General features: G+C 42.2%; 10 protein-coding genes. 8 read left to right on the top strand and 2 right to left on the bottom strand.

The window, feature by feature from the left end:
• The first annotated feature begins 42 nt into the window (after positions 1 to 42).
• The 7 genes from J4N25_RS23755 to J4N25_RS23785 all read left to right on the top strand — a co-directional run bounded on the left by J4N25_RS23755 (position 43) and on the right by J4N25_RS23785 (position 9107).
• The gene (locus J4N25_RS23755) at positions 43 to 897 is read left to right on the top strand and encodes a helix-turn-helix domain-containing protein (protein WP_207424383.1); all 855 of its coding nucleotides are present in this window, start codon (positions 43 to 45) and stop codon (positions 895 to 897) included.
• Positions 898 to 1038: 141 nt separating this feature from the next.
• Complete coding sequence (locus J4N25_RS23760) at positions 1039 to 2136, top strand: D-TA family PLP-dependent enzyme (protein ID WP_207424384.1); 1098 nt, start codon at positions 1039 to 1041, stop codon at positions 2134 to 2136.
• Positions 2137 to 2158: 22 nt separating this feature from the next.
• Complete coding sequence (locus J4N25_RS23765) at positions 2159 to 2998, top strand: helix-turn-helix domain-containing protein (protein ID WP_207424385.1); 840 nt, start codon at positions 2159 to 2161, stop codon at positions 2996 to 2998.
• A 76-nt stretch (positions 2999 to 3074) separates the two neighbouring features.
• Positions 3075 to 3485 carry an ester cyclase gene (locus J4N25_RS23770; RefSeq protein WP_207424386.1) on the top strand — a complete coding sequence of 137 codons (411 nt, stop codon included), beginning with the start codon at positions 3075 to 3077 and terminating at the stop codon, positions 3483 to 3485.
• Between the two features lie 281 nt (positions 3486 to 3766).
• Positions 3767 to 5851: a glycoside hydrolase family protein gene (locus tag J4N25_RS23775; RefSeq protein ID WP_207424387.1), complete on the top strand. Its 2085-nt coding sequence runs from the start codon at positions 3767 to 3769 to the stop codon at positions 5849 to 5851.
• 171 nt (positions 5852 to 6022) lie between these two features.
• Positions 6023 to 6460 carry a hypothetical protein gene (locus J4N25_RS23780; RefSeq protein ID WP_207424388.1) on the top strand — a complete coding sequence of 146 codons (438 nt, stop codon included), beginning with the start codon at positions 6023 to 6025 and terminating at the stop codon, positions 6458 to 6460.
• Positions 6461 to 7052: 592 nt separating this feature from the next.
• Positions 7053 to 9107 carry a DUF2264 domain-containing protein gene (locus J4N25_RS23785; RefSeq protein ID WP_207424389.1) on the top strand — a complete coding sequence of 685 codons (2055 nt, stop codon included), beginning with the start codon at positions 7053 to 7055 and terminating at the stop codon, positions 9105 to 9107.
• Between the two features lie 27 nt (positions 9108 to 9134).
• On the opposite strand, the gene J4N25_RS23790 is transcribed toward J4N25_RS23785, so the two are convergent.
• On the bottom strand, positions 9135 to 10133 hold the full coding sequence (locus tag J4N25_RS23790; protein WP_207424390.1) for a helix-turn-helix transcriptional regulator: 999 nt from the start codon (positions 10131 to 10133) through the stop codon (positions 9135 to 9137).
• Positions 10134 to 10306: 173 nt separating this feature from the next.
• On the bottom strand, positions 10307 to 11386 hold the full coding sequence (locus tag J4N25_RS23795) for an alkene reductase (RefSeq protein WP_207424391.1): 1080 nt from the start codon (positions 11384 to 11386) through the stop codon (positions 10307 to 10309).
• 274 nt (positions 11387 to 11660) lie between these two features.
• Between J4N25_RS23795 and J4N25_RS23800 the strand changes: the two genes are divergently transcribed.
• Positions 11661 to 14039, top strand: coding sequence for a beta-galactosidase (locus J4N25_RS23800; protein ID WP_242696007.1), 2379 nt, complete (start codon positions 11661 to 11663; stop codon positions 14037 to 14039).
• The last annotated feature ends 40 nt before the right edge of the window (positions 14040 to 14079 follow it).

A 14079-nucleotide genomic window follows, 5' to 3' on the forward strand; every position in this document is an offset into this window, starting at 1 on the left:
AATTTTGACAGGTGAAACTTTTACCTTTATGTTTGTTTTATTATGTTAACGTCAAACGTATTTGTAGAAGCAACTATTAAGGATTCATTCTCCATTAGTCGTTTGGATCATGCTGCGCTAGACACTGATTTTGCAAACCGGCTCATTTATCACCGGATACTACTTGTTGAACAAGGTTCGGGCATTTTAACGGTTGACGATAATATCTTCGAATTTTACGGTCATAAAATATTCCTTCTTGCAAAGGGCCAACTCTATGTATTTAAACATCCCTCGGTTGTTACTGGCTATGTGTTATCCTTTGGCGATTGCTTTTGGGAAAAAGCTCCGGCAAGCGCCAGCAATTGCAAAGCTGTTCTGTTTAATAACGCAGCAGCTAATCAACAACTTCAACTGAACGATGCTGAGCTTATTGAGTTTTCCTCTTTGTTCAGAACTATGCTTGACGAATTTAAGAAGGCTCCATACAACAATCAGATCGATGCATTAGCGGCTTACCTGAAGATCATCATGATCAAGCTGGCAAACATAAAGCTGACCGATGAAACGTTGTTTGACACGCAGGACTATGTTCTTTATCGCCAGTTTATGGAGTTGCTGAGTTCGCAGTTCAAAACCTACCGGGAAGTGAGCGACTATGCCAGAATGATGGGAATAACTGCACGACGATTGAGCGATCTGTGCAGGCGATGCAGCAACAAAAGCGCAAAAGAGATCATTAACGGACAATTGGTAGCTGAAGCTAAACGTTCTTTACAATTCAGCTCCAGTCCTGTAAAGGAAATTGCCTATCAACTCAATTTCAATTCTCCGGAGCAGTTCAGCCATTTCTTTAAAAAGAACACCAGCTTTTCACCAGCTAACTACAGGGATCAGTTTCTTAATTTAGGCGGCTAGGCTTAGAAAAAACGAACTGCTGTTCATTTTTGTCAGTTATGTTGTGGATTAGGGGTTGTAGTAGAGGCAGGTTTTGAGATAATCGGGACATCAAACCCTGGTCGAAAGCGGGAACAGCCTTCATCATAAAAGAATGTAGTTATGTGGAAAATAACAAATGCAGACCAATTTGACACCCCCTATCTTGCTATTGATGTGGAGGTGGTAAAAAAGAATATACTGAGTTTAATCAATATGTTTGGTGGCACTCAAAGGCTACGTCCACATGTAAAAACGCATAAATCTTCGGCAGTAGTAAAATTAATGCTGGAAGCAGGGATATCTAAATTTAAATGTTCTACAATTGCTGAAGCTGAAATGGTTGCTGCCTCGGGCGGAGGAGATATTCTACTGGCTTACCCGGTTCACGGCGTTAAAATTGACCGTTTCCTAAAGCTGGCATCGACGTTTCAAGATACCCGGTTTTCCTGTTTAACGTCCGACCAAGACAATATCACCCATCTGGCAAGTGCGGCGGCAGAGGCAAGAGTTACCGTAAATGTCTTAATTGATCTGAATGTCGGAATGAACAGGACAGGAATAAGGCCGGATGCTCGTGTTGAAGACCTTTTCGTTCTTTGCAAGTCATTAGGTAACATACACATTGCTGGCTTACATGCTTACGACGGTCATTTGATTGATGTTGATGAAGATATACGATTGTCTAAAGCAAGATCGGGTTTTGAAACAGTTGAGCAATTAATAAAAAGGCTTAAACTTGCCGGTTATGATGTTGAAACAATTGTTGCAGGCAGCACGCCGACGCTGAACTTTTATGCGGGAAAGCCAAATGTTGAATGTAGCCCGGGGACATTTATCTACTGGGATCAGCATTACCAAAAGCAATTCCCCGAGCTTCCATTTAAACATGCCGCAGTTTTGGTTGCCAAAGTTATTGACCAGCCCGCGGAAAATATCAGCTGTATTGACCTGGGTTATAAGTCTATTTCTTCTGAAGATAGCCCCTGTGAATGTGCCGTATTTCCCGGTTTCCCAGAATTAAAAGTCTTAGGACAAAGTGAAGAACATATGTTGGTTCAAACCAAAGAGAAGCAACTTGCTCTAGGACAGATCATTTATGCCCTGCCGTTTCATATTGGCAGAACTTGCAATTTGTATAGCGAGCATTTTGTTATTCAGGAGGACATTATTAAAGATGGCTGGGAAAGCATTGCAGCTATCAGACAGATCACCTTTTAAATATTTCCAGTAAATTACGAACATGGAAACAGTCCCTATCCCTGATTCTTTAATAAACGCTAAGCCTGTAAACAATCACATTGATTTTGTACCATATACATCAGAAACTGCGGTTATTAAGGGGCGGGCAATATTGAACAGGCACATGATTAGTTTGATTACGGAAGGTGAGAAAGTGATGTATGTTGAGAATAACACCATTACTCTCACCCCCCAGCATCTACTGATATTGTCTTCGGGAAACACCTTATTCACCGAGCGTCTGGGCAGGAACTCCCGGATTAAGAGTACGATGATATTTTTCAATGATGCGGTACTTAGGGAGGCCTTGCAAGCAATCCGGCCTGGCATGGGTTCAGAAAGAAGGTCCCGTCCATTCATACTGTTAGAAAGGGATCTTTATTTGCATACTTTCATTGAGAGCGTAAGTATGTTAATGGACCAGGGATTGTTAAGCCCTGCTTTACAGCGTGTGAAATTGAATGAATTACTGCTATATCTGGAAAGTAAGTCGCCCGGCATTTTCGCCCAATTTCATGGCAATGACATTGCCAGCTGTGAGGAGGAGCGCATTCGAACGGTAATGGAAGCTCACTCCCTTGCCCAACTAAGCCTGCAGGAACTTGCTTTCCTTTGCCACATGAGTCTTCCTACATTTAAGCGGAAGTTTGAACAGGTATACCATGAAAGTCCTGCCCGTTGGTTGCAAATACAACGATTAACAATGGCTGCGGACCGCCTGCGTTCAAAAACCTCGAGGCCTGGAGAGGTTTACCTTGAGGCCGGTTACCAAAACCATTCCAGTTTTTCCAAAGCCTTCAAACAGTACTTCGGTGTACTGCCAAAAGACTACTTACATTGAGCTTTTAAACTTATTTTCTGAACTTCCAGCACTGAAGCAACAGCGGTGCAGCTTATAATTTTGATAAAAAAATATTATGAGCACAGAAACTAACAAAGAAATCGTAACCCGCTACAACAAGGAAGTTATAGAAGGCTGCAACATGGATGTATTAGAGATTTTAACGACTCCTGGTTTTGTTAATCATTCCGCAGCTCCGGGCATGCCAGAAGGGGTGGAGGGAATGATGTACTTTTTTAAGCAAATCCTGCATAGTTCCTTCTCCGAGGTCAGGGTTGAGATCAGAGAGATGTTGGCGGAAGGCAATAAAGTTGCTACCAGGAAAGAAATTACTGCAATGCATACGGGTGAACTAATGGGCATACCTGCTACAGGAAAAACCATCACTTTAAAAGTGATCGATATTCTTGCAATTGACAATGGAAGGATTTCTGACCACTGGGGCGAGAATAATTTTATAGCGGTGCTGCAAAGTTTATCACAATAGCACCAAGTAAAAGATGAAATAAATTGAACAAATGTTCCATTCATCTCTACATCTGTGACACTTCAAAGAAGATCAGTAGTCTAGATTTGCATTCGATATAAGCACTAACATTAGAATTGGCCCCGTCTCATTATCAAAGGCCCGGCATGAATGCTTGCAATTATAAACACATAGACACACTAGCGATTAATTTGATTAGCACCACGGCTTTTTAAACCTGGGGATACGATCTGTTGGCAAAAGCCAAAGGGTTGCAGCTGGTCAAAAATTAAGATTTTGAAATGAAAAGTAAGATCACCGTTTTTTTATTTATTACCACATCCCTTTTAGCTGCGGTAGGTGTAAAAGCTCAGACTACTGCTTTATCCCCTGAGCAGTCCGCGAAAGGGTTCGTTCATACAGCAGCAGGAAATCCTTATCTTCCTCTTTGGGAACACGTGCCGGATGGCGAGCCCAGGGTTTTCGAAGATCCTGACAAGCCTGGTAAGTATCGTGCTTATATTGTTGGTTCGCATGATGTAAGGGTCAATAGCTACTGCGGAGCTGATATAAGGATGTGGTCAGCACCGGTAGAAGATCTAACGAGCTGGCGTGATGACGGGGCTATCTTCACCTATCAGATGGATGGACAGTGGGATGTAATGTATGCGCCGGATCTGGTGGAGGTAAAAAGGAGGAACGGTAAGAAGGAGTATTATTTGTATCCCCATAGCCGTGGAGCTAATAGAATAGCAATGGTAGCTAAAGGAGATCGTCCTGATGGGCCTTTTACCCCTATAAATTTAACTGCTGACGGAAAGCGAACCTTACCTGGAAGTATTCTCGGATTTGATCCGGCAGTATATATAGAGCCTGTTGATGATCCCAAAGACCCCGATTACAAGATCGGCTTCAGAGCTTACGGGTATTGGGGCTTTCAAAAGTCTTCTGCAGCGCAACTGGATCAGAATACAATGTATTCACTTAGGCCGGGAACAGAAATCATTGAACGTCTGATTCCTGCCAGTTCCCGTTATGGAGTTCTTCGTGATCCGCAAGGTACAGAGTTCCCTAAGATCTATCCGGGTGAAGACCTTGGTACATTTAACTTTTTCGAAGCTTCATCCATTCGCAAGGTGGGCAATAAGTATGTGTCCATTTACAGTGGTTACTCCGGACCGGAGTACGGTATAAGCAGTTCTAACTCTACCTTGAGGTATGCCGTGGGAGATTCACCTTTAGGTCCCTGGAAAGGGGGGGGCGTTCTGGTAGATTCACGCGCCCCAGTGCTAAACCAGGACGGAACTGCAATTGTAGGAACGAACGCAGGGCATAATACGCATGGAAGCATTGAGCTGATCAACGGACAGTGGTATGTCTTTTACCACAGACCCCCGCGAGGATTTGGATACGCACGCCAGGCAGTGGTTGCTCCTGTAGCAATAAAGTGGGACGAGAAGCCGGTTTCCGAAGGCGGAACAGTTTCCATTCGCGCTTACGATCCTTATGCCAAAGATAAAATATGGACTGCAAGGAGCAGTGATGGAAAAGAATATAAAGGTGCTGAAGTTACTTCAGAAGGGTTCCATTTTTATGGACTTAACCCTTATCAATACTATTCAGCAGGATATGCCTGTTATCTTTCACGGGAAGTTTCAATGGACGATTCATGGGATATCTGGGATAATCATATGCCTGTTTCTAACATTAAGAACTGTTCGATCGTTGGGTTTAAATATTTTGGTTTTGGCGGACTTAAGACTGCGAAAAATGGTATCAAACCCTTTGAAGGAACTCAAAAAGGAAATCAAACGGCCTTCAATGTATTTCTTACCCCAAAAACAAGCAGGTCATTCAAAGTAAATGTTTGGTTAGACGGACCATGGGATAATAAGACCTGGAAAGGGACGAAGATGGGGGAAATTATTGTTCCTGCCGGTTCGAAGCAGGAGGCAAGGCAGTTTAGTATCGATGTATCGAAGTTTGTAGACCATTTGGGTGAAAAACACGCTGTTTACTTGGTGACTGAAGGGGAAGGCGGCGAAGCACTGTGCGAGCTGCAAGGTGTAGGATTCAGTTCGAAGAAAAAGAAACTGGTTCGCCCTATTGTGCCTATTGTCGACATAGCTGTCGACGGAAAGTCGCTGGAATTACCAAAAACACCGGTCAGATCTACGAATGAAAATGGAATACTAGGTTATAATATCTACGAAGTGAATTATAGCCCGGCAGCTGTAGATAGAATACCTGTTATTGCTGCTTCTGCCAGTAGCCCTTCGGTTAAAGTTAAGGTAACTCAGGCAACAACTGTCCCAGGAACAGCTATTGTGGATTTTAATTATAATGGGGTTGTTAAAACTTATCGGGTTGTATTTCCTGCAAAATAAAGGTAAGCAAACACTAACCAGTTAAAGGGGAAGCTGGTTTTTGTATCACCTGCTCCTTTTACATTTTATTTTAAATTAACGGTGAGTGCCAACTCACCGTTTCCGGTTTTAGCCGTTATTTATCATACATCTAATTGGGTGTAACCAAGACAAACTACAGACGTATTACCTATGCACTTACAAGTTCTGGTAATAGCAAAAGACATTGGGATCAGATGGATAGCGGAAGGTAATCTGCGTGCTTCCCGGCCTATTACTACCAGAATAAGTTTATTTAACTATTTTTTGATGACTGTTGGTAATTGGAGTTCGACTCAACAAGGTATTTTAAATTATTCTAATCCATTTAAACGGGTATTTATTCCGAGGGAAGAAATAAGTAAAATCGACTCTATGGAAGGATCTTCTGTTTACAGATGGATGATACATGCTGCAGAGATGGCAGAAGCAACATTAGAAGACGTTCAAGCCTTTAATTTTGTATTCGTTTACGCTATGGGCCTGGCGGGTTCAGACCTTTCGGAAGCTGCCTTCTCAATGTCTTTAGCGAAGCAGAAGGAAGTCCTTTCCCATAAGAGAATAAACTTCTTGCTGGACAAAAAGAGATAATTATGTAAAGGTAATTTTGTTGTGTTCAAAATGCCTATAATTATTTATGCCTGTAGACCTTTATCCGGTAGCCGTCAAGACGGTTCCAATCCATCTTCGGTGCCAACCACCTAAAACTCTTGCTATCCCTGAGTATTGTCTATACATAAGTTTGTGAAAGTCCTACTTTGCTCGAAAAAATCTTAATTCGAAAGTATTTGCTTAGCCAGTGGTCGATTTTTTCATTTGCATGTACGTGTTTCTTGGAGCCGGCGATGCGGCAGCTGGTTCGCGGTAGGTCTATTTTACGGATCAAAAAGAGTTAAGATACTTCTTATTTTGATTACAGGACCAATACAGGAGACCACTCAATTCTTAAAAGGTAACATATCCGTTGCAATCTGGTTGAAAAATGTAAAGTAGGATGTAAAAAGTAAATTTGTATCAATAGCTATCGCTATTTACTACTAATTATACTATTGAATAAAACACATCCTCTTTCGCCTTTTACTCTTTTCAGTGCCAGAACCGGAGAAAAGTCGGATAAGGTGAATAAGAACCTTTAATAGGAGTGTTTTATAACAGGCTTCAAAGAATAACAGCATTTACATAAATGAATTTAAAATACAAGTTTTTGTGTACCCTGGTACTTTGTGTACTGTGTGAGATTTCCCGCGCTCAGGTTCTTACAACAGACAGTCTTGCAAAGTTGAAACAATCCGCAGGTACTGAAATGATATTTAATGTTTCCAACCCGGATTTTAAATTAAGTCCCTTTACTGGTATGACAAGAAAGCATTGGAAGGAGGCAGGATTATATTTATTAAGTGGTGCATTCAGCTATATAAAGAGTATTCAGGATCCAATGAAGTTTCCGAAGCAGGAAGGCAAGAGCTATCCCCGGGATGGCAAGCCTAATGCAACAGAGAATATGGAAGGCTTATGCCGTACCATGTTCATCGCAGGCCCTTTGCTTAAAGAACATCCTGATCTGGAAATGAACGGTATTAGGATCGGCGATTATTACAGGTATCAGATAGAAAAAATGCTGATTCCGGGGAGTGATACTTACATAGAGCCTCTTGGGGCGAAAGGAGGGCCAAGTCAGAAGCTTGTTGAGTTTGGAGGACTTGCTGTCTCACTGCTCACGGCACCGGAAGTTTTTTGGAACCCCTTGCCGCAAAAAACCAAGGAAGTCCTTGCAAAAACAATGTTAAGTTATGGGGAAGGCCCAACCATCGCCATGAACTGGCGTTATTTCAATATCATGATCCTTAGCTTCTTCAAAAGTCAGGGTTATACAGTGAAAGAGAAGTACCTCGAGGAGCTTTTGCAAAAAACGCTAAGTCAATATCAGGGGCAAGGCTGGTATCATGACAGTCCCTACTACGACTACTACAGTATGTGGGCATTTCAGATGTATGGTAAGATCTGGACGGAATACTTTGGGAACAAATATTATCCTGAATATGGAAAACGGCTTGAAGCGAATTTTGCTGAGCTTCAGGATAACTACCCCTATATGTTTTCCAGAAATGGTGAAATGATCATGTGGGGAAGAAGTATTTCCTATCGTATGGGTGCGGCGGTGCCATTTCCATTAATGGGCTTTAAAAATAACCCGGAGATTAACTATGGTTGGATGAGACGAATTGCATCCGGCTCAATCCTTCAGTTTCTGCGAAACCCCAATTTTTTGAAGGATAGTATTCCTACCCTTGGTTTTTATGGTGCATTTGAGCCTGCTGTTCAAACTTACAGTTGCAGGGGAAGTGTTTATTGGCTTGGCAAACTTTTCCTTGGACTTTTGGTACCAGAGAGCAGTCAGTTCTGGAAAGAAAAGGAGAATGAAGGTCCCTGGGAGAAGGAATTAGAAGAAGATAAAGTGTATAATAAGTTTGCCTCTTCATCAAATATCCTTATTACAAACTATCCATCGATAGGAGCCTCTGAGATAAGAGCATGGTGTAATAGTAAAACCGTAGGTGTTTATCAGGGGACTGAGAATTACACCCGTTTGTCGTACAATAGCGCTTTTCCCTGGCAGGCAGATGGAAAGAATGGTGAGGTATCTATGAACTATACTTTCAAAAATAGAAAAGGAGATTGGGAAGCCTTACGTGTATTTAATTTTTCCAGTTATGAAAATGGGTTTTATGTTCGTAAGGCGGTTTTGGCATCCGATACAACAGTAGGGATTGACCTGGCAGAAATGACATTACCCGGTGGAATTCTCCGGGTTGATCGTGTTAACAGTCCTGGCCCCATTAGTTTCAGGTTGGGGCACTATTCTTTACCTGCAACCAAGGGCGAGATCATCAGCAGAACAAAACGGATAAATGGAAAGAATATAAAGATCATTGATAACGGTTCTTATCAGCTTGCCATGGTCCCTCTGGCCGGTTGGCAGGATATGAGTGTTATTGAATCCTCAGGTTTGCATCCCGTCCATTCAAAGAGCTCCGTGATCAACGTTTCTAATACATTTAATGGAAAGGGAAGTGACCCAGGTATTTTTGCAAGCTTGATGTTATGGAAGCGATCTGGTGAGAAGTGGAAGAAGGAAGAGCTACTTCCAGTTGTTAAGGTAGAAAGATCACCAGGAGTTGAAAATAAGCAAATCAGGATAACATTCCGTGATGGAAAGACCGGCCTATTGAGTTATTAACGATTGATCATTTACATCTATCTGGCTCTATCTCAGGGATTTGTCATTCATTGAAGAGTACTTCTTCGGTGCTTGACCCGAGTACCGCTGGAACAAGCGGCTGAAGTGGCTCAGGTTTGTAAATCCAAGTTGGAAACCCACTTCAGCGACAGACCTATGGGATTGTTTTAGTAAATATGCGGCTTCTGCCATCCGTTCATTTTGATAGAAGTTATAAATCGTATCCCCAAAAACCTGCTTAAATAATTGCTTCATTTTGGTTTCACTCATTCCTGCAAATCTGGCCAGATCAGGAAGTCTCGGAGGTTTACTAAGATCAGCGATAATTGCAGCTCTTATTTCATATAACATAGCCACATCCCGGTTGTTTATGGAGTTGTGTTGTTCGACCTGCCGGTCTAGTAGTTTTTTAATTAAAAGATATAACAGTTCCAGAACTTTAGCTTTGTAGAATAGATACCCTAACTCGCTTTGCTCATTTGATTCTGCCAGTTGTTTTACTATTCTGTCTATTTCCGGAGTCATGCTTTCGTGATAAAAGAAAGGGACCTCGCTATTGAGAATTGTTTGAACCAGGTGATTGGTTATCTCCAACTGGAAAAAAGATCGTAGAAGAGTTGTACTTATACTTATAACTGCAAAATACACTTTAGATCCTTCAGCGAAAAAACTCTCTGTACCCAGGGAGCTTGATGCTACCTGAATTGCTGCACTGGAAGCGTTTGAAGGCCTTGTAATTTCTATCCCTTCGGAAGAATCGGCCGATAAAGTTTCGTGACTGTTGAAAACGATGGATATTAAGTCATTTTTGTCGTCGGAAGAAATGCGTCTTAGATGAAGATCTTGGACAAGGGTATAATGGTGCAAAACAAACTTCAGTTGTTGCTCTACCTCTATCTTTTTTATGAATCCATTGCCAAGCCAGGTAGGAATAGATAGTTTGTTCTGCACTACCGGTACTTTTAACTTTTCAGCAAAGCTTGAAAGAATATTAAGCGAAGGATTAACAGTAAATTCAATAGTCATGTAAAGATGCTTCGTGCCGTTTTTACAATTTATAAAAGTACAGCCAGATTTGAAAATCTCTTAAGAAATCTTTCGAATGCTGGCTGTACTGACCATTAAAGTAGTGATGAACAGGTGTAGGGGCATTAAAACGTTTCTGCTAAGCTCTTGAAAGACCATTTACCGCCTTAAGATTATACCATTTCTTCTTTCAGCGTTGGGTAGTCTGTATAGCCCGACTCTCCAACAGTATAGAGAGTAGTAAAGTCAGGTTGATTGAGGTTTGCTCCAAGTTCAATTCTTTTATCAAGGTCCGGATTAGCCAGGTAGCTTCTACCGAAAGCCACAAGGTCTGCAAATCCAGCCTCTAAGGCCTGTTCAGCTGTTTCTGGCGTCAGTGCATTACAGAGGATTATTGTTCCACTAAAATTAGCACGTATAGCATTAAATGTTCTTTGTGGAATCATTGGATTAGCACTGATATGGATGTAAGCGATGCCAGCTTTTTCCATTTCTGCAGTAAGATAACTGTAGGTGTCGTGCACATCGTCCTGGTTGTAAGGCTGCAGGTCTCCTAACTGGGAAAACGGCGAAAACCGGATACCAACTTTTTCCTTCCCTATAGCGTCTGAGATTTGTGTTACTACATCGATTGCAAATTTAGCACGGGCTTGAATACTGCCTCCGTACTCATCTGTGCGATTATTTACATTGGGATTTAAGAATTGTTCTACCAGATACCCATTGGCTCCGTGGATCTCTACTCCGTCGAAACCTACCTCTATTGCATTCCGGGCTGCAGTGGTGAAATCACTCACAACTCTCCTGATTCCTTCTATTGAAAGAGCGGCAGGTTGCGAATGGTCCTGCATGCCTTTTGTATCGGTGAAGATCTGTCCCGCTGCCTTAATATCTGATGGGCCAAAAAGCGTTGTCCCTGCAGGCAGATTATCGGTATGGCCAATCCGGCCTGTATGCATCAGCTGAATGAAGATCTTGCTATTGCCCGCATGAACTTTTTCTGTTACCCTCTTCCAGCCTTCAGTCTGAGCTTGATTAAATATTCCGGGAATTCTGGCATAGCCCAAAGCTTCAGGGTCAGGTGCCGTTCCTTCAGTGATAATTAGTCCGGCACCTGTTCTCTGACCATAGTATTCGGCCATCAAATCATTCGGCAGATTATGAATTGCTCTGCTTCTGGTCATAGGCGCCATCACCAGGTGATTCTTAAGAGTAAAGTCCTTCTTGGAATACGATTTTAAGATATTGTTCATAACATTTTATTTGTGTATCCCAAAGTTCGCTAGTTAATTAAGCTGAAAATAGCGCTAAAAGACATAATAAGAGTCCTATCCGGCAGAATTGTGCCGGGTTTTGACAGGTGATTTATAATATAAACTTTCCTAAAAAGAATACTTTGCCCTCCTACAAAGAACGAAAGGAAAGATCCTAATGAAAAATCTCATATATTTTACAATAAGGAGTATAAAAACTTCTTTACTTTGTCTTGAATCTGGAACTTTATAACTTGCCAATTACCTGTTTACTATGACGCTAAATAAGCATGCCCTGTACATCAATGCCCGGCTTTTTATTTTTACAATTTTGTTTGCTGTACTTGCAATGCATGTTCATGCTCCTGCAAGGGCGCAAAGCCCTGGAACGTTCACGTTGGGCAATAAGGAGTTTTTGTTGAACGGAAAGCCCTTTGTGATCCGGGCTGCCGAGCTTCACTATCCACGTATCCCTAAAGAATATTGGGAACACCGGATCCAGCTTTGTAAGGCAATGGGCATGAATACAGTGTGTATCTACCTTTTCTGGAATATTCACGAGCAGAAGCCTGATGTGTATGATTTTTCCGGGCAGAACGATGTGGCTGAATTTGTAAGACTGGTTCAGAAGAACGGAATGTATTGCATCGTTCGTCCTGGACCCTATGTATGTGCAGAGTGGGACATGGGCGGCCTTCCCTGGTGGTTATTGAAGAAAAAAGACATCGCAGTACGCTCCATGGAGGACCCGTATTTTATAACGAGGACACAGAAATTTCTAAAGGAAGCAGCCAAGCAACTGGCACCGCTCCAGATTCAAAACGGTGGAAATATTATCATGGTGCAGGTTGAAAATGAATATGCAACTTTTGGTAGTGACGGGCGCTATATGGAAACCATAAGGAATAGCGTCAGAAGTGCTGGATTTGACAAAGCGCAGTTATTCAGATGCGACTGGTCTTCCAATTTCAATAAGTATCAGCTGGATGGAGTAGCTACCACACTGAATTTTGGTGCAGGATCAAATATTGATAATCAGTTTAAGAAATTTCAGGAGATCTATCCTACGGCACCTTTAATGTGTAGTGAGTATTGGACCGGCTGGTTTGACCACTGGGGAAAGCCACATGAGACACGTTCTGTAAATACCTTCATCGGGAGCCTGAAAGATATGATGGACAGAAAAATATCCTTCAGTTTATACATGGCCCATGGGGGGACTTCTTTTGGGCAATGGGGTGGAGCAAATGCACCGCCTTATTCTGCCATGGCAACTTCTTACGATTACAATGCTCCTGTGGGCGAGCAGGGAAACATTACGGAGAAATTTTTTGCAGTCCGGGATCTTTTGAAAAACTATTTGCAGGAAGGGGAGATTTTACCTGATCCTCCAGCTGAGAAGCGTGTTATCACGATTCCGGAGTTTGAGTTGAACGAATCTGCTCCTTTGTTTGAAAACCTGCCGCCGGGGAAAAGAACAGAGACAATAAGACCGATGGAAGATTTTGATCAGGGCTGGGGACGTATATTATACCGCACAACCATTGCTGCCTCAGCAGCAAAGCGTAAGATCGTGATCACAGAATTGCACGATTGGGCTTCTGTATTTATTGATGGAAAACCAATCGCGAAGCTAGACCGTCGAAGAGGAGATAATACTGTGGAAATTCCCGCTTCACAAACGAAGCTTAGGTTGGACATCCTGGTAGAAGCAACCGGAAGGGTTAATTACGGGAAGGCTATAATAGACCGTAAGGGGATTACCGAGAAGGTAGAAATAACTGAGGGATCAGGATTGAAAGAAATCAAAGACTGGACAGTTTACAATTTTCCGGTTGATTATAACTTCCAAAATAAGTACACCAGGTTCTCCTCTAGACAAGTGACAGGACCTGCCTGGTATAGGGGAAAATTTATTCTTCGAGAAACAGGAGATACTTTTCTGGATGTTAGCACCTGGGGAAAAGGAATGGTATGGGTAAATGGACATAATCTGGGCCGTTTTTGGAAAATAGGTCCTCAACAAACCCTGTTTGTTCCGGGTGTTTGGCTGAAGAAGGGTGAAAATGAACTATTGATCTTAGATGTAGACCAGCCTTCTTCAGCGAAAGTTGCTGGCTTAGCCAAGCCTATATTGGATAAGATAAATCCTGACGCCTCTCTTTTAAGTCGGTTTATAGGGCAGAATTTAGATCTGTCGAACGAAGTTCCGGTGTCAAAAGGTGAGTTCGGGCCGGAAGAAGGTTGGAAAACAATCAAATTTGACAAGGCACACACAGGGCGGTTTTTTTGTTTCGAGGCGTTGAGCGCCCAGCAGGCTAATGACCCACTAACCACGGTCGCTGAACTGGAGTTAATCGGGGATGACGGAAATAACCTGGCGCCTCTTAAATGGAAAGTAGTTTATGCCGACAGTGAAGAAGTAACTGCAAGTAATAGTTCAGCTGATAAGGTGTTTGATACTCAGGAATCAACATTTTGGCAAAGTCAGTCATCAGGTGCAAAGCCATCTCATCCTCATCATCTCTTAATCGACCTGGGAGAGGTTGTCTCTGTTAGTGGGTTTAGATATTTGCCAAGGTCTGATAAGAAGACCGGAGGCATGGTTAAAGGATACAGGATTTATTTGAAGAACGCAGCTTTTAAATTTTAATAGATTGATAAAAAATTGATATAACGAAACGCGGGTTTCA

The organism is Desertivirga brevis (genome assembly GCF_017355835.1).